Below are 17,633 nucleotides of genomic sequence, written 5' to 3'. Positions count from 1 at the left end.
TTGGACCGGTAGAATGGATATTAGAGTTGCACATTCTGAAGCACTTGATCGAGGCGGTGCCCTATTTGTAGCCGAAGAACTGGCTCGGATATTTAGTTGTAATCTTCATCTCGGCTTTGAACTAGCAGGTGTAGTCGCGGATGATGTTGGCACGACCGAGTTATTTGACTCTTCAATTGCGCGCCGTGTCAGTTCTGAATCAACTACTGCTCGAGACCTTTACTTTGCAGTAGCTTGGCAGCATGTTCCAGAACTTCATGACGCGGACGTCGTTTTTGAGAGTGGAAACAATCCAGGATGGTATGTTCCGCGGGACACCCAAGCTGTTGTGCGGTACGTACACAGCACACCCTATGCTGCATACCATCGCTTCTTGCAAACTGGCAATACACTTGTCGGGAAACTGTATGGAACAGCACTGCGCACCCTCTATGCACAGACGATACCGTTCCCAGACATTTGGGTAGCAAATAGTGAATTGGTAGCCAGGCGGGTACAGCGATACTGGGGCGTTGACGATGTCGAAGTCGTTTACCCACCGGTTGACGTTGACTCATATGAACCTCGCGAACAAGAGGACTATTATCTCACATTTTCACACCTTCGCGCAGAAAAACGAATTGACGAGATTGTGCGTGCGTTTGACGGTCTTAATAAACAGTTGGTTGTGGGCGGAGATGGACCGGAAAAGCACAGACTTGAAGAGATTGCCCCAGATAACGTGGAATTCGTTGGCTACCTTGACGAACAGGAGAAACGCAGGCGGTTAGGCGAAGCTCAAGCATTCATTTTCAACGCTCATGCTGAGGACTTTGGTATTGTTCCAATTGAGTCGTTTGCTTCTGGAACTCCTGTAATTGGAGTCCGCGAGGGGTACACTCAATATCAGATAAACCATGGAAAAAATGGGATTTTGTATGATCGAGGAATCCCGGAGTTGCGTGACGTTATTAAGAGGTTTGAGCCGGAGAAAATTGGTTGGTCGCGAGAAGAAATCATCGAAGAAGCAAGACAGTACAGCGTGGAGCGATTTCAGGCTGAAATCTCTGAAATCGCTCAGAGAGCTTATGAGAAAACAAAAATCAAAGCTGATTGATGGCAAAGGATACTAGCTCTCTCAGCCTTGGTCGAGAGACTGTAATCGGTATGGTGGGGCGAGTGTTGTTGCTGATAAGTGGGTTCATTGAAGTCCTTGTACTTACTAGATTCCTCAACCCATCAACAGTTGGTTCGTTCTACGTACTTCTCTCTGCTGCAGAGATTCTATGCCAAGTCATTGACGGTACTGGTGTAGCAATCCGAAAACGGGTCAGTGAGATTGGTTCCTCTTCAAGTGAATATCTTGGTGCGGGCATTTTATTCGCAATCACTTACTCGCTCTTACTTGGTGCCATAGTCGGACTAGTTTACTGGTGTACGAGTGGTCCTCTGTTCGGACTCACAGTTTCCGATAGCTTCGGTGTTATTGTGACTACTCTAACGCTCGGACTGTTCTCAATAGCTTTCGACACTTATACTGGAACTGGTAACCCGGGTGCCGCTACAATAGCAAATGCGGGCCGATCTCTTATTCGTCTACTTGCAGTAGTTGGTATTCTATCTTTAACAACTATGGTTCCAATGCTGATTTGGGCTGTTGCGTGTGCAAACTTCCTTGCCTTTCTGCTTATTTTGTTCCTTCTCGATATTCACCCCACGCTGCCTTCTAGAGAAACTGCCTACAGAACCCTCTCTTTCGCTCGATATAGTGTCCCAAACAAGTTTTTGCAGCGATTGTACTCTAGAGCGGACATATTATTGTTGAGTGCCCTTGCTGGTAATGCAGCGGCTGGATTCTACGAGGCTGCACTTCGTTTGACCATCCCCTCTGTAACTGCGGCTGTAGTCTTAGCACGAACTCTTAGTGTCAAAACTAGTGGTCTTGCGTCGCGAGCCAAGGAGGGAGTTGAGCGGGAGCTTCAACAAGGTACCCGATTTGCTGGCTTATTTGGGTTTCCACTGCTAGCAGGCTCGATAGTGCTCGGCCAAGACCTTCTCGCGGTTCTCTATACTCCTGAGTATGTTCGCGCTTGGCCTGCATTGGTTGGGTTGGCACTGTTTCAACTAATATATACTTATAGACTTCAATACACGAACGTTGTTGACGGTCTTAATCAACCAGAAATTAACTTTCGAGTGAATGTGGGTATTGTGATAATATTTTTACCTACAGCAACTGCACTTACTTTGACACACGGACTTATTGGTATTCTAGTTGCTACGGTATCCACTGAAATTTTACGACTTGGGGCTTATGTCTATATCCTAAGAAAAGATCTGGGATTCCCGTTTGAGCCAATGATTGTCATGCAAATTATCTCTGCGGCCATAATGTTTTTATTCTTACCCTTTTTATCTCTCCAACTGGTTTATGGGAAATTATATAATACTACAATTCTGATATTATTTGGTGGCCTGATTTATTTCTCTCTGCTGCTTATTCTTGATTCTGAAATCCGATTCAAAATGAAGAAATTGATTCAAGAACACCGATAACAATAACTATATATCAAACAAATTTAATGTTAACTCTCACTGAGCACTGTCTAGTTAACCTCTGAGATAGCTCGACTGTTGAGTGCTCGGCTAAAACATAAGCTCTGAGCAATCGTATATCTCCCAAACATAGTGGAGAAACGTACCCGCTGGATCAGTCCTGTGTCGAACAATGTGGGGTGAGGAATCACCGTTATCTCGATGTTTGCATAATGTATTCATCTAAAATGTATTGTCGTTATGGTTAGCAATACTCCTCTAGACACTGATTCCTCTCAGCTGCACCCTCGGCGGGTCTATAGCCCCATCAGCTAACCCATTCACTCACTGGAAATCACTTGAGGGAGCGTTCTACGCTGGGAGATGCAGGGTACTTCTACCTCTATTAATAAGTCCCTGACAAGAGCAAAAGTGGCTACTGTGATGCTTCTTACCAGCCTCTGCGAGAAACCTTTCATTGATCACTCACTCTTTCTCGTTGTTTCTGTACTGTAGTCGCAAGCAGGCTATGTCAGCATATTTTGATTATAGAATGGAATAGCAAATCTAGGTTCAAGCCTCGGTAAAAGCGTATCTTTTTTTCCCTATAGAGTGAGTTCTTTGTTATGTCTGATCTCCGAAACCTGCTTCAGTTCCTCAATCCAAGTGACGCACGGCGTGCTCTTGAAAATCCAAGTAAGGCACTTCGTGTGGTTAAAAATTCGTTGAATGCCACTCCTAATAAGGAGCAACTGGATAGCCAACGCGCAGCCTCTGAAAGACGTCGCGAACTGGCGCGACTCTTCAATTGCGAAGAGTCAAAAATCGATTCGTACTACTCTGAGATAATGAGAAGTCCGATTCCTAATAGATTAGCGGAGGTGGAGAACGAATTTGCTAATAAGTCATATAGCCCTGGTGGAATGGATTTCAATGGTGAAACCGCTTACATAATCTCACGACTACTAGATCCGTCAACTGTGTTGGAAGTTGGTGTCGCAAATGGTATGTCTACTTTCTACTTGTTGACCGCATTAGACCAAACTTCAGTAGACAATTCTGTGGTATATGGTATTGACCGACCTCAGTTTGAGAACCAGATTCGTGAACGTCGGGGAAAAATTGCCCTTAAGAATGCGGGTGGCTACATTCCCGATGAGAAAGAAGTCGGTTGGATTGCACCCAAGAGCCTTCGAATGCGACACAATTACCAGATACAAATTGGAGACTTCACAAAGATACTGGAGCCAGTGCTTGAAGAGATCGATGGACTTGATTTTGGGATTTATGATGCAAGTAAAGACCCTAGTGAAATGAGATACGCATACAACAAGATCATCGATTCTTTGGTACCTGGCGGTGTTTTATTATCAGATGATATATTACACACCGATGTTTTCCAAGAAGTTTCAGCCACAAGAGAAGGGAAATACGCAACATTCTACAACTGCGGAATTTTCCGGAAACAGAACTGAATCGTATTATCACTTTATTCTCACCCACATTTGACAGATGAGTTTATTTTATCACGAGCTGGTGCTTCACGCCGAGTTGACTGCCCATCCGTTAGTTGTGGAAACGGTCCACCCTATATTGAACGCACCAAGCACTTTTGATCAGGCTTCGATATGTATAGTGATTTGACCATTTAACCTCACTCGAGAGAAGGCAGCCTGATAGCCAAATGCATTGGCTAGAGACACAGTCGCTAAGCGGTTGAGCTTCCCACAAGTTCTGTGAAGAAACGTAATTGTCGGATCAATCCTCCGATTCTTGAGCATCGCAGCGTGAAGAACCTCTTTTAGATTCGGGTTTATTGCGGCAAATTCTAAAATACACCTTATTGGTGTTGACAGTGATTTCGTCGACGGTGATCAACCTTGGTTGCGCCTTCGGCGGGCCGGTAACGCTGTCGATTAACCGATGCACCCACAGAATTTAATATAGCTAATTGAGGAACGTCAAGACTTTTATAAGCAATACTATTCGCAAGAGGATTTCTAATTCTGCACAATTATAAACGAATGGCTATTGAGTGCCACATCCGGATCCTGTTTGATATTATTCTACTAAATTACTCTCTTGTTGGTCCGATAGGTTCTCGCGGATGCTGCGTTGTTCTGAGGAGGTACTCACAACTTGAACGGATTGCTGGCGATCGAGTAATACTGTCCACGATAATCCGAATATCACCCACCAAAATCGAGTTACAGGTGCCGGCTGGAACTGGACTTGTATAAACCACGCACCAAAAAGGGCGACAAGAGAATACTCCCATGCCGGAATTCTTTGCTCATCTGAAGAGACCGTCTGGTAGAGGGCAACAGGCCAGTCGGAGAAAATCAACACGGTTCCTATGATCCCAAGAACCCCGAACTCCAGCCAATGCGACAACCATATGTTGTGTACTTCTCTTGAAATGTCAGTTGGAATGTCTGCAAGGTAGATGTCTGCCGAAGACATTCCTCCTCCTAATGGGAACGCTTGAAATCCATCAAAGAAGGCTTCACGATACATTGGCCATCGGTGTTCAAATCCGATTTGATAAACTACTTGCCACTTGCCGAGAAGAACCAAGAGTCCGACAACTCCCCCAACGAAAGAGACCGTCCAAAATATTTTTTCTATACCTGGATGCCGAACAGCCCTCCACCAGACAAACAACCAAATAGCAACACTTACCATTATATACGCACCAACTGATGGTCCAAGAAACACAGCGAGTGTATTCACCGACATCAATACGGCACCGATCACCCGAAAATATGTGGGTTTGTTTCCGCATAGAGCAAGTCCTGCTGCAGTAATTGCTGCACCCGCTGTAAGTACTGGAATAATATTGTGGTTCGCGTATACAATTTCAACAGTGAAACTGCCAGTTGCCACGCTATATATTATGCACAAGACAGAGATAATATTTAAAATTGCAGCCACAGTAAGGTAACCCAACCATCGTGAGTTACGATCGCTAAATACAGTCAATGATGCTGGAACGACGGCAAACAGGATTAGATAGTACTGACCTGAATCAAGAAATGAATTCGCCGGAAAAGGACTATTCAAGAGAGAGAGAACACTTGCGGTCACGAAGATAACCACCCCTAGAACGTACCGTTTTGTCGGCCCAATAGCTACGCTACCAGTTCTCAAAGCATAAAGAAGCACTGTAATTATGAAAATGAAATCCCATGGTGCGAGATTCTTACCGGCAATTTGGACAAAGAACAATGGCGAGAGAAATACTGTGAATAGTAATAATCCTCGTTCAATATTAGAGACATCCTGAACCATCAAATAAGGATACTAATTCTCATTGGAAATAATTTCCCTCTTGTGTTGTTCTGAGAGACTACAACAATCTGTATCTTCTTAACAGACAAGGATAACATTCCTTCGACACACTCAATAGTCTCACGAACACGCGACCAATACAGATGACTGAAACCACGGATGTAGCTATACTTTTGAGCGGGGCTGACGAGGGCTCTACACCACTTGAAGCCGCAAGCCTCATTGACAACCCCTCAGTCTCAGTGGATATATTTGCGTGGGGAAACGCTTCTGAACATACACTTGGTGTCGAGGTTGAGAGTCTGGAAGCGAAATCAAAGATTGATTTACGCGCCTATCTGAAGCTCTTTCGAATACTTGCAGATCGCGATTATGATGTTTTGCACGTTCATCCAATTGCCATTGGCTCGGTGGCAACACTACTCGCCAGAAAAGTGGATATACCTGTCGTCGCTACTCAACACAATACTCACGCTGAGTATAGCTCAATTAAGAACTTGGTGAACGGAATATCAAACGCACTCTCCGATACGATAGTTAGCAACTCGTACGCTACTAAGCGTAGTTTCAAAACCTGGGAACAACTACTCCTTCTCGCTTCGGGAACCGAACACCAAGTGATTCATTACGGAGCAGACATCCGAAATATCAGGGAGCAAGTCAGTATACGTCGTTCGGTTGACCTCCCTAATGGCGTAGTTATCGGTACTGGTGGGCGTTTGGTACCCCAAAAGAATCTAAAACGGCTGATTCGTGCTGTGGGTTCTCTATCTGAAAATTATCCAGAATTACACCTTGCAATTACGGGTGATGGCCCTTCTAGATCTACACTCGAGCGGGAAGTTCGCGAACGTGGATTGACGGACTCTGTCACATTTCTGGGGTGGTTACCCGAGCGTGCTGACGTGTACGCATTTTACGAAGCAATCGATATTTTTGCGTTTCCGTCGCTATATGAGGGCTTTGGAGTTGCTAATGCCGAAGCGATGGCAACAGGAACTCCCAGTATCGTGAGTGATATTGATGTACTTCGCGAAGTTTCGGGAGATGCATGTATACGAGTTGATCCGCAAAGTGTCGACAGCATCCGCAAAGGTATTGAGTTACTACTTGACGAAGATTGTCGAAAAGAGATTGGACGGAGTGCACAAAAACGAATTGAGTGTATGTACGATATGTACGCATCTGCGCAACGCTATGCTGATCTCTACCGGGAAATATCTAGGTAGTTAGTGCTAAAATAGAGATTATCATATTTGCACTGCTGATTAGAAGTCTTATTCTCCACAACTCCACTGAAAACCAGCAAAAAATGTTATCTTTGCGCTCTCTGTGGGAAAGTTGAACTGCAATGGATTTATTCAATTGGAAATTTGGAAATCTTTTGTGTTGTTGCAGTCACTGTATCTTCCCACCTATACCTTTCATCAATGAGTTCACGTCCATTCAGGCCAAGTTGTTTCCTCCGATTGTTCTCGCTGATTAGTGAAGAAATCTCCCGTATATATGTCTTCACATCCCCAATTCTAACAGTCTCTCCTGCTTCCTCGACAATCGGCGCAACCTGCTCCAGGTCACTCGCAACTACGGGCGTCCCCGAAGCGAATGCCTCCAACACCGTCCGTGGCAGTCCTTCCGCACGACTCGGTAACACGAGTACGTCCGCCGACCGATAGATGGCTGGCATCTCGTCGTAGTCGACGTGTCCGAGGAACGTCACCGACTCCGATAGCCCTCTTTCCCGAACCAACTGTTCTAACTCCTCACGGAGCGGCCCGTCCCCGCACAGATACAGTTCTGCGTCCGGATGTTCCTCGCGAACGCCCGCGAACGCCTTGACTGCATCTCCCGGACGCTTCCCTTCGACGAGTCGGCCGACGAACAGCACGACCGGCCCATCGCTATCGACCAACTCGCTCTGCGGCCCCTCCGGCGTGAACCGCGTCTGGTCGATACCATTCGCGACGACTTCGATATCGGCCTCGACACCGAACTCTCGAATCCTACCTTTGTCTTCTTCGGTGTAACAGAAGATGACGTCCGCACTGTCGAACGTCCACCGACCGACCGTCTTCAGATACGCATCAAACACCCACTCCGGAGCCGTCTGTGAGTAGAGTCCGTGGTTCGTAATCGCCAGTGGAATGTTCCCCAGTCGCCGCTTCAACGCCGCCAAATTCGTCGAGAAGTAGAGATGAGAGTGTGCGTGAATCACGTCGTAGTCACGGGCGAAGGCTAGGTCTTTGGCAACGCCAGCCGAGATCTCGTTACCCAGTAACTCCACCGTCGGGGACCGACGAATCACGGTGTAGCCGTCACGTTCCTCTCGTCGTGGGAGTGAGTCATCGTCGGTGACCGTCAGGACAGTCACGTCGTGGCCCATCGCCGCCTGGTCGCGACTCATCGCGTGGACGTGGTACGTCCCACCGCCGGGGACCTCCGGATAGAGGTTCTGTGCGACGCGAAGAATCTTCATTCACCTCTCACCACCGAGTACGGCGAATTAAATCCGCCGATAGAATCGCCGAAGTGCCCATCTCGCCCTGTCGACGCTGCGACGTCACAGTTTCCACGCGGCCTCTCGCTCGTCACTAGCTGGGGGCAGCCCGTCTGTGCTTCCACGACGCCTCTGGATGCAGCCAGTCTCTTCCCTCAGGAGTTCCGCACCAGCGGCTCGTACCAGTCGCGGTTCTCTCGGTACCAGTCCGTGAAGCGTTCGACGCCCTCTCGAATCGTCGTGGTCGGCTCGTATCCGATGAGTTCATTCGCTTTCGAAATATCCGCGTGAGTGTGTTCGGCGTCGGCGTCGTGACGCTCGTCGTACTGCAGCTCTAAGTTCGGCGCGAGCTGGTCTCGAATCTCCTCTGCGAGCGTCTTGATAGCGATGTTGTCCGTACTTCCGACGTTCAATACTTCACCGTCAGCAGCAGCGGTGTCGAGGAGTGTCTCGTTCGCGCGAATCACGTCGTCGATGTACGTGAAGTCCCGTGTCTGTGTACCATCCCCGTAGATAACCGGGGGCTCGTCGTTCAGGCATCGTGAAACGAAGTTGCTGATCGCCATGTTCGGTCGCATCCGCGGCCCGTAGACGGTGAAGTACCGAAGTGCGACAGTCGGTAATCCGTACACCTCGTTGTAGATGCGCGTGTACTGTTCCTCTGCGAGTTTCGACCCTCCATACGGGCTGACTGGCGTTGTCGGATGTTCTTCGTCGTACGGAAGAGACTCGGGCTTTCCGTACACTGACGAGGAACTCGCCACCACGACACGTTCTGTCTCCGAGTCACGCGCAGCCTCGAGAACGTTCAACGTCCCATCGACGTTGATCTCGTTTACCTTCTGTGGTTGTTCGACGCTCGTCCGAACACCAGCCTGGGCGGCTTGGTGGAAGACGACGTCGGCGTCGGCGACAGCCTCCGAGACTACTTCTTCGTCACGGATATCCCCGCGGACGAGCGTGTACGTCCCGCTGCTCTCTTCGGCGGCAAGCCGCCCTTGTTCGACGTTCCGCTGTTTAATCCCGAGATCGTAGTACGGTTCGAAGTTATCCAGGACGATGACATCGTGTCCATCCTCCGCAAACCGCGCTGCGAGGTGTCCACCGATGAACCCTGCCCCACCAGTGACGAGTATCTGCATTGTGTCAGATTCGCTCGCTCACTCAGCAAAAAGCCACCGAGTTCACCCGTGATCAGTTCGCCGACGCTTCTGGTTCCCCGCCTCGTAGCAGTCGCTCAGCTTTGTCCCTGTCCTCGGGGTATCCCACGTCGACCCGCCACCCATTCATCCGGATCGCGTCGATGGTTCGGCCGCTTCGAATCAGCAGGTCGATTGCCTCACTGATCTCGTACTCTCCACGGTTCGACGGCTGGACGAGATGGCAGGCGTGGAAGATCGCCGGAGAAAACGTGTAGAAGCCGGTCATCACGAGGTTCGACGGCGGGTCTTCAGGTTTCTCGACGACGTCGGTAATTTCACCGTAGTCGTTCGTGTCACACACCCCGTACCGGCTCGCCTCCTCGTACGGAACTTCCTCGACCAAGAAGGCGGCGTCCGCACGGTCCTCTTTCTGCCGCTTCACGACGTCGTCGAGGTTCGCATCGAAGATGTTGTCGCCGAGGATCAGCATGAAGTCGTCGTCGATGTGTTCTTCGACGGTGAGGAGCGCGTGTGCCAGTCCGCTCTGCTCTCGCTGGTGGGCGTAGGTGATGGGGATACCTCGATACTCGTCGCCGTAGTGGCTGATGATGTCCTGCTTGCGGTAGCCGACGACGACGACGAACTCGTTGGCACCTAACTCCGCCAACTGGTCGAAGCAGTGCGTGAGAATCGGCTTTCCGTCGACTTCGACCATCCCTTTCGGTTTGTCTTCTGTCAGCGGTCGGAGCCGGGTTCCCTCTCCTGCTGCGAGCACGACGGCTTTCATACTTCTGACCACTCCCGGCCACCCAATAAATAGTCCCGGTCTCACGCGGCGAACAGACTCGCAGACACTCGCAGACAGTACTACGCCGGAGCCTAACCGACCTGATTATCTCTGCTGACGTATCTGCGACCCCTCGACGACAGCCTCCGATTCGACGACGTACGTCTCGTCTCCGATATGATACTCACCAGGGTACGGAACCGTCACGGAGAACGTCCCGTCGGAAGCGACCTGAACGGTGTTCTCGTAGTCGAACGTCTCGCCCTCGACGTCCACTTCGGTCGAGGCAGTCACCGCTCCTTGTTCGCTCTCGCCGACGAGCCTCGCGCCAGCGACGAGCGTGAAGATGAGCAGCGAGTCGTTTCGATGCACCAGCCGGTAGTGCGAGAGGGCTTCCGCCTCTTCCGTCTCGCTCCCGTAGTTCGATAGCTGAGTCGCGATAGTGCCGTCCGACGCGTCGACGTCCGTGACGACGAACCCGGCCCGGCCGTTGAGCCGGTTGTACCACTCTTCAGGGTTCTCGGCTTCGAGGAAGCTCGTGAACCGTCGTTGTGCGTACCCATACGAATCTGCTTCCCCGTTCACGAACCAGTTGTACATCCTGTTTTTGCCCCACTGGCTGAAGACGTAGTTCTCGGGATACGACCAGTCTCGTTCCTCGGCGTAGTCACGCATCCACACCGCCGCCCGATACTCGTCACGGCTGATGGTCAACTGGCTGAACTTCACCGGAATCTGGACAAGGCTGAGGCTGCCGACGAAGCCGACGAAGCTGAGGGAGGTAAGTGCCTCACGGCGTGACGGTAGCGCGAGCTCTCCGTCGCGGTCGTCACTCGGATGCGACGGCCGCCCCGAACTGTCGGCGTCGTCCGAGAACAGTTCGACGGGGTCGGCGAGACCGACGGCGGCTGCGACGTGGAGGAACCCGACCCCGGCAAACATCGCGAGGAAGACGGAGAACTCGCCGGAGAACCGGAGTTGGACGAGCGTGAGCGCGAAGAACCACCAGCCGTACGCCGACAGTGTCATCCACCGGCTGTCGCGCTGACGGGCTGCACGGAGCGTCGCCCACCCAAGATATGGGAGTCCGAGGAGGAAGACGAAGCCGAACAGCAATAGCGGGCCGAAGATCGACCCCATCTCCTCGCCGACGATCGACGTCGTCTCGGCGATGTTCCGAGTCGCGAACAGCGTGTCGATTCCGCGGTTCACTCCCTGTGCGAACTCCGGAAAGACCGCCGGGAGTGCCACTGCCAGTGCGACCGCGCCGACCGCTTCCGTCCCGAGGAGTGCCGCCAACGGTACATCGAATCGGTGAGCCGCCTCGCCGAGTACCGCCACCACGAGTGCTCCGAGTGTCAAGAGGAGGGGGACGGACGCGACCACGGTCGTGTGCCAGCCGAGCGTCGTGTGCGCCCCCCAGGTGAGCACGGACGCGAGACCGAGTCCAGCGACGATCGGGAGGAGCCGACCGAGCGGCGACGTTCCGCGGGCCACCAGGGCCGCTCCGTGGAGGGCGACGACGAGCGCGATGGGGACGACGAGCAGCGGCCCGTTGTCCCACGCGAGTATCTGTCCCGCGACGCCGACGCCGAGGAGTGCCGAGTAGGGCCACGGCCGCCCGGAGTCCGAGACCAACTCGACGAGTGCCACCGCGGTCAGCGCGAGCCACAGATAGTCGAAGGCGTGGTGGTCGGCAAATCCGAGTCCGCTCCGGTAGGCGTGCGCCGGGATTAGTGCGAGCATCAGGACGGCTGCGAGCCCCACGCGCCGGTCGTCCGTTACCGACGTCGCCACTCGGTAGACGCACACCGCAACGACGACGGCGGCGACGACCGGATACACCGCGACGACGACGTCGGTGACGGCTGTCCCCCCGCCGAACACCGAGCTGACGAACCACAACGTCGCCACGAGTAACGGCTCGCCCAGTTCGACCCGTCTCGGTAACTCCGCAAGCCCGGCGAAGTCGAACGTTCCCGCGACGGCGGCGGCCTGCTCGACCCAGTACCGGTAGTGGTATGGGTCGTTCCCGAGGAGGACGACATCCCCGTCGCGGAACACGGCGGGAAACGAGACCATGCGTAAGGCTGCGACGAGCACTAGCGCCCCGCAGAGGAGCAGCAGGGCGTTCCGGTCGACTCCAGCCCAGGCTTGTTTGACCCGATTACCGAGTCCGAAATCGGCGTCCGGCGATCCGGTGCTCGTCGACTCACCGTTCAGCACCGCCCGAACTGCATCCCGGTCCGCGATGCGATAGTCGCTGTCGTGCTTCTCGACGATCCCCGACGAGACGATCTCGCCGAACGTTCCCGAGTCGAGGCTCGTCTCCTGAAACGTCCAGGGCCCGTCGTCGTCGAGTTCGAGGAGCTCTCGAAGTGCCGACTCCATGGAGGGATGGGATTCGAGGAGTGAGGTCGTCGCCTCACGGACGTCCGTCATTTCCTACCACTCGCGCTGTCAGTCTCAAAAAGCCAACGTTCGTCGTAGCTGCGAGCCGTTCGGTGTCTGAAAAGATACCCTTATTATATGCGAAACTCGAGACACGATTGTGGTCTCTGGAGTTCTCTACCGGCTTCTCAGCGCGGGCGGCGTAGTGGTATTGACCGCGCTCTCCGTCTTCGTCAGTAACCTCACAACGGTACAGAACCTCACGACGTCGGCCATTCCTATTTTTAACCGGCTGACTTCCACAGTGCTATCCGGCCCGAACCTGTGGCTCGCCGCACTCGTTTCGACCGCGGTCGTCCTCGCCTCGCTGGCCCCGATGTTCAAACCTCGGCCACGTCGGCTCTTGGACACTGCACTCCTCGTCCAGCAGCGTGTCGTCGTCGCCGGGTTCGCGCTCGCAGCCATCGGCTACTTCGACTACACGTACCGGCTTCCCCGGTCGACGCTCATCTTGAGTATGGGTCTGCTCCTTCTCGTCCTTCCGCTGTGGTTCGTTGCGATCAGGCGTGCCCCGAACGCGGCCGACGAGCGAGCGGTCATCATCGGCGACGACTACTCACAGATCGAGGACATTCTGCAGGAGACCGACGCGAACATCTTGGGCTACGTCTCTCCGCCGAGTCCGTACGACGTCGACGAACAGGTCGGTGAAGCCCGCGTTCTCTCGACCGACGGTGGCACCGGCGTCGACGTCGAGTCCGTACCGCATCTTGGCGGACTGTCGAGACTCGACGACCTGCTGGTCAGATACGACGTCGACACTGCGTATCTCGCGCTCCGGCTCTCCGACCGGGCGGAGTTCTTCGGCGCGCTCAAAGTCTGCTCCGACCACGGTGTCCGTGCGAAGGCACACCGCAACCACGTCGACAGCGTGCTCTTCGACAGCGACGAGAACACGACCATCGTCGACGTCGACCTCACGCCGTGGGACTGGCAGGAGTACGCCGTCAAACGGCTCTTCGACGTCGCTTTCGCGGGAACCGCACTGTTCGTCCTCTCGCCCGTCATCGTCCTCATCTCGGTCGCCATCAAGGCGACCAGCCCCGGTCCGATCTTCTACAGCCAGAAGCGGACCGCCGAGTTCGGGGGCGACTTCGAGGTCTACAAGTTCCGGAGTATGATCCCCGACGCAGAGGCGGAAACTGGGGCGAAACTCAGCGAAGAGGACGCTGGCGGCGTCGACCCCCGCGTCACCAGTGTCGGCCGCGTCCTTCGGAAGACACATCTGGACGAGATTCCGCAGCTGTGGTCGATTCTCGTGGGGGACATGAGCGTCGTCGGACCCCGACCCGAACGCCCCGAGTTGGACGCGGACATCCAAGAGGAGGTCTCGGAGTGGCAAAAGCGGTGGTTCGTCAAACCCGGTCTCACGGGACTGGCACAGATCAACGACGCATCGAGCACGCGACCCGAAGAGAAGATCCGCTACGACCTCGCGTACATCCGCCAGCAGTCCTTCTGGTTCGACGTCAAGATCGTCATCCGCCAACTGTGGGGCGTCGGCGTCGACGTGGTCGAGCTCGTCCGAGACGGTAGCGACGACTAACCCGTCGACGGCTCTTTCGCCACCCGAAAGTCGTTCTCGAACCCACGAAACACTCCTCGTTTCGGGTATGTCTTAATAGTCAAGATTTTTAGAATTGTGTTAAGTAAGACAATCCCGATGAAGTGTTATTTCTCTGACAAGACAACTCGGCGACAGTTCACCAAGCTCGGTGACATCGCACTCGGGGCACTCACACTCTCCACAACCACAGCGACTGCAAAACGAAGTCCGAACGCCCGTTTCTCCCTGCCGTTCGACATCGCTGCGGACGCCGCAGCCAACACCGCGTCCAGCGCAGGGTGGGTAACCGACCGGCGAGCACCAGAGGCGTGGACGGCGGACAACGGCCGACTCTGTATCGACATCGACGAAACTGAAGACACCTCTGGCTTCTACGCCTATCAGGGGAAGAAGTACCAAGACGCAGGCGGCGCGTACTGGAACGCCGGTGCGGGCTCGCGCTTCTCGTACCGCCTCTACATCGACCCTGAATGGGAGTCCGACGACGACCCACATCAGACAGGCGTGTGGCCCGTGCTCGGCACGGCGGACGGAAACATCAGTGCGTACCCGATTCTCGACTACCAGGACAGCGACGCCAACGACGACGGCGAGGCTGGGTTCCGTGCGTACGTGTACGAGTCTGACGACGAGGGGAACGTCACCGCAGAGTGGGTAAACCTCGGCCTCCCGAGGCAACTCAAGATCGACCCCGAAGAGGGTGGCTGGGTCGACATCGAAGCGCAACTCTAGCAGACCAGCGACGGTGCGGCATTCAAGTGGCGAATCAACAACAAACTCGTCGTCGACGAGCGTGGCTACAACGTGTTCGCACCCAGTACGCAGTTCCTCGAGTTCATCGTCAACAGCGTCAACTTCGGCGTCGACGCACAGTACTACTACGACGACTTCGAACTCACCGAGCCCGGAGCGGCGCGGAACAAGTAACACAGCACAGTCGTCGGATTCATTTTGGTACGCTAACAACATCGGCCATGGACACTCCCGGCGTCGAAATGACCGAGGCAGAGATTGGTGCGTTCCTGGAACGGCAGGGCCACGGCGTCCTGTCGTTCGGCGGCGAGACACCCTATGGACTTCCAGTCTCGTTCGGGTACGACGTCTTCGAGAACCGCTGTATCCTGCAGTTGGTCTTCACAAAAGGGAGCAGAAAGCAGTCACACCTCAACGACTCAAATGCCGTCCACCTCACCGTCTACGAGTGGGACGGAATCGACGACTGGACGAGTGTCCTCGTCGATGGCCACCTCTCCCCAATCGAGAGCTCACCCGACGTGGTCGACGCCGCCGAGATCTTCGCGGAGTTCGCGACGATGGTCGGCTTCAGCGTCTTCGACCAAACAGCAGACGAACTCGAACCACAGTGGTACGAACTCACGATCGACGAGATGAGTGGTCGGACAGCACCAGCACTCGAGGTCGCCGACGAGACCGCCTGAGTGGGATCCGTCAACTGTCGAGCCACACAGTATACATCCACGCGACCCCACACGATTGTTCTGATAACGTCCATCCTGCGAAACACGTGGTTCTGACTCTCCATCCCCGAAATCCTCCTCTCTGCAGGCGTCGTCGTCTTCGGCGTCCACTCAACCGAGATCGGTGACTTTGAGTCACCTATAGTGATAACCGTTAGATATGTCTGAGAATGCTGTTTCACGACACTTTATCTGAAAGTTTCATTAACCGATACATCAAAGTGCAGAACTATTCTCCATCTCCAGTGTAATGGCAGACAGACGAGAAGAGACGAACACAGCATCACGAATTTCGCCGACGCGGAGACGGCTGTTGACCGCACTCGGTGCCGCAGCGATGCCTGCTGCCGCCGGCTGTGCAGGTGCACCGAGCAATTCGACCACTTCTTCAACTGACAATTCTACAATGCAACAGAACACTACCTCGCAGACGGATGGCGACGCAATTGACCCGCGGTTCGGGTACGTCGGTACCCGTGACCAAGAGCCACCGGTCGAACCGGACCACACCATCGATCTTCAGATTCGACCGCGAGAGGACGTGCCGCTTCCGGAGTTCTACTTCGAGCCGACGGGTCTCGCCATCGACGTTGGTGACACCGTTCGGTTCAACCTCGCGTCGCCGCACCACAACGTCAATGCACACCACCCAGCGTTCGGCTACACTCAGCGCGTCCCCGACGGCGTCCCGCCGTTCTCCTCTCCGATTCTCTCTGCGGGCGAGTACTGGTTGTACACCTTCGAGACCGAGGGTGTCCACAACATCATGTGCGCGCCCCACGAGCTGTTCGGCATGGTCGGAACCATCGTCGTCGGCTCGGCGACCGGCCCCGGAGCGAACCCGGTCGGGGGGGCACCCGCGCCCTCCGAACAGTCGCGTCCACCGGAGTTCACTGCCGGACTCGTGTTGAGCGACCCGGCGATGGACCCTGAGAACATTGTCGCTGAGGAGTCCGTCTCGTGGAGTGACCTGGCTCCCGAGAGCAAGCGGCCGCTCCTTGCGCCTATCGGCGAGGAGTAACGGGTAGCGCGAAGCGGACTTCGCTGGTACGCGTAGCGTGAAAGAGCGGACATCAACACCGGATACGCTCGCTGTACCGACGCCGAACGAGACGCCGCGACCACGCCCAAGACGCACTGGCACGCAACCTCATCAAACGGTTGCACGCCGAGGGCGTCTCCACGGTGTACGTCGGCGCGTTAACCGACGTGCTGGAGGCGCACTGGTCGGCCAAAGCGAACGCCAAGACACACAATTTCTGGGCGTTCCGGCAGTTTATCGACCGCCTCGCGTGTACCGCCGAGGAGTACGGTATCTCGGTGGAGGTTCGCTCGGAAGCGTGGACTTCCCAAGAGTGTCCACAGTGCGGGTCCGCGGAACGAACGACGCGCCACCACGACACGCTAACGTGCCCGTGCGGCTTCGAGGGACATGCGGACCTCACGGCGTCCGAGACATTCCTGAGACGGCAGACGACGGTAGCACGGCCGATGGCACGGCCTGTGCACCTCAAGTGGAACGACCACGACTGGTCAGAGTCACCACGCTCTTGTTCCAACGAGGAGCGCACGAACCCGAAAGTTGCCTCCGTGAGTCGGTAAGCGATACCCCCAGCGCGAGGAAACCCCAGCGTTCACGCCGGGGAGAATGTCATCACTACTGTTGTTTCAGCCGGTCCGGGTTCTCTACTGATCTCGAACAGGCGGCAAACACTCGTGATGACGTTTCACTGTTCTCCCCAGAGGACATTGTTGGGAGCTTCGATTCGGCTACTTCCGGTTGAATACACACAAACTGGTTCGACGCACCCAGTGACGGAGACAGCGCTTTCAGCAATCTGCGTCCGACCTGCACTTCAAGAAGCAACTATTCTTTGCAGTGGCAAAATATATTGGGCTACTCTAC

Annotated in this window: 14 protein-coding genes and 1 pseudogene; 10 read left to right on the top strand and 5 right to left on the bottom strand. The window is 54.3% G+C overall.

Annotated elements, in window-relative coordinates; genetic code table 11:
* Nucleotides 1-13 precede the first annotated feature (13 nt).
* From BLR57_RS13765 to BLR57_RS13755, 3 genes are all read left to right on the top strand, one after another.
* On the top strand, nucleotides 14-1,096 hold the full coding sequence (locus BLR57_RS13765) for a glycosyltransferase (RefSeq protein WP_089698489.1): 1,083 nt from the start codon (nucleotides 14-16) through the stop codon (nucleotides 1,094-1,096).
* On the top strand, nucleotides 1,096-2,535 hold the full coding sequence (locus tag BLR57_RS13760; RefSeq protein WP_089698487.1) for a lipopolysaccharide biosynthesis protein: 1,440 nt from the start codon (nucleotides 1,096-1,098) through the stop codon (nucleotides 2,533-2,535). Before BLR57_RS13765 ends, BLR57_RS13760 begins: the two co-directional genes overlap by 1 nt.
* A 605-nt stretch (nucleotides 2,536-3,140) precedes the next feature.
* Nucleotides 3,141-3,989 (top strand): class I SAM-dependent methyltransferase, encoded by an 849-nt coding sequence (locus BLR57_RS13755; RefSeq protein ID WP_089698485.1) that lies wholly within the window; start codon nucleotides 3,141-3,143, stop codon nucleotides 3,987-3,989.
* 586 nt (nucleotides 3,990-4,575) lie between these two features.
* Here the strand turns inward: BLR57_RS13755 and BLR57_RS18990 are convergent.
* Nucleotides 4,576-5,805, bottom strand: a complete 1,230-nt coding sequence (locus tag BLR57_RS18990; RefSeq protein WP_139173353.1) for a hypothetical protein — start codon at nucleotides 5,803-5,805, stop codon at nucleotides 4,576-4,578.
* 143 nt (nucleotides 5,806-5,948) lie between these two features.
* Here BLR57_RS18990 and BLR57_RS13750 point away from each other — a divergent pair, with 143 nt between their 5' ends.
* On the top strand, nucleotides 5,949-7,034 hold the full coding sequence (locus tag BLR57_RS13750) for a glycosyltransferase (protein WP_089698482.1): 1,086 nt from the start codon (nucleotides 5,949-5,951) through the stop codon (nucleotides 7,032-7,034).
* Between the two features lie 128 nt (nucleotides 7,035-7,162).
* Here BLR57_RS13750 and BLR57_RS13745 read toward each other — a convergent pair whose 3' ends face one another.
* The 4 genes from BLR57_RS13745 to BLR57_RS13730 all read right to left on the bottom strand — a co-directional run bounded on the left by BLR57_RS13745 (nucleotide 7,163) and on the right by BLR57_RS13730 (nucleotide 12,673).
* On the bottom strand, nucleotides 7,163-8,281 hold the full coding sequence (locus BLR57_RS13745) for a glycosyltransferase family 4 protein (RefSeq protein WP_089698480.1): 1,119 nt from the start codon (nucleotides 8,279-8,281) through the stop codon (nucleotides 7,163-7,165).
* 176 nt (nucleotides 8,282-8,457) lie between these two features.
* A complete protein-coding gene (locus BLR57_RS13740; RefSeq protein ID WP_089698478.1) occupies nucleotides 8,458-9,444 on the bottom strand; it encodes a GDP-mannose 4,6-dehydratase in 987 nt (328 codons plus the stop codon).
* 52 nt (nucleotides 9,445-9,496) lie between these two features.
* A complete protein-coding gene (aglF, locus tag BLR57_RS13735; protein ID WP_089698476.1) occupies nucleotides 9,497-10,231 on the bottom strand; it encodes a UTP--glucose-1-phosphate uridylyltransferase AglF in 735 nt (244 codons plus the stop codon).
* A 105-nt stretch (nucleotides 10,232-10,336) separates the two neighbouring features.
* Nucleotides 10,337-12,673: an STT3 domain-containing protein gene (locus BLR57_RS13730; RefSeq protein WP_089698474.1), complete on the bottom strand. Its 2,337-nt coding sequence runs from the start codon at nucleotides 12,671-12,673 to the stop codon at nucleotides 10,337-10,339.
* Between the two features lie 109 nt (nucleotides 12,674-12,782).
* On the opposite strand from BLR57_RS13730, the gene BLR57_RS13725 reads away from it, so the two are divergent.
* From BLR57_RS13725 to BLR57_RS13705, 6 genes and pseudogenes are all read left to right on the top strand, one after another.
* Nucleotides 12,783-14,228, top strand: a complete 1,446-nt coding sequence (locus BLR57_RS13725) for a sugar transferase (RefSeq protein ID WP_089698472.1) — start codon at nucleotides 12,783-12,785, stop codon at nucleotides 14,226-14,228.
* Nucleotides 14,229-14,345: 117 nt separating this feature from the next.
* Nucleotides 14,346-14,981, top strand: coding sequence for a hypothetical protein (locus tag BLR57_RS13720; protein ID WP_244510030.1), 636 nt, complete (start codon nucleotides 14,346-14,348; stop codon nucleotides 14,979-14,981).
* Nucleotides 14,982-15,053: 72 nt separating this feature from the next.
* Nucleotides 15,054-15,176, top strand: coding sequence for a hypothetical protein (locus BLR57_RS19895; protein WP_280140455.1), 123 nt, complete (start codon nucleotides 15,054-15,056; stop codon nucleotides 15,174-15,176).
* Between the two features lie 47 nt (nucleotides 15,177-15,223).
* On the top strand, nucleotides 15,224-15,688 hold the full coding sequence (locus BLR57_RS13715) for a pyridoxamine 5'-phosphate oxidase family protein (RefSeq protein ID WP_089698470.1): 465 nt from the start codon (nucleotides 15,224-15,226) through the stop codon (nucleotides 15,686-15,688).
* A gap of 445 nt (nucleotides 15,689-16,133) precedes the next feature.
* On the top strand, nucleotides 16,134-16,748 hold the full coding sequence (locus BLR57_RS13710; protein ID WP_170830647.1) for a cupredoxin domain-containing protein: 615 nt from the start codon (nucleotides 16,134-16,136) through the stop codon (nucleotides 16,746-16,748).
* 56 nt (nucleotides 16,749-16,804) lie between these two features.
* Nucleotides 16,805-17,329 (top strand): annotated as a pseudogene (locus BLR57_RS13705) (zinc ribbon domain-containing protein); the annotation flags it as partial.
* Between the last annotated feature and the right edge of the window lie 304 nt (nucleotides 17,330-17,633).

It is taken from the genome of Halogranum gelatinilyticum (assembly GCF_900103715.1).
Lineage (GTDB): Archaea > Halobacteriota > Halobacteria > Halobacteriales > Haloferacaceae > Halogranum > Halogranum gelatinilyticum.
The sequence above is the reverse complement of the archived record's forward strand: the minus strand, read 5'-3'. Positions and strand labels throughout refer to the sequence as shown.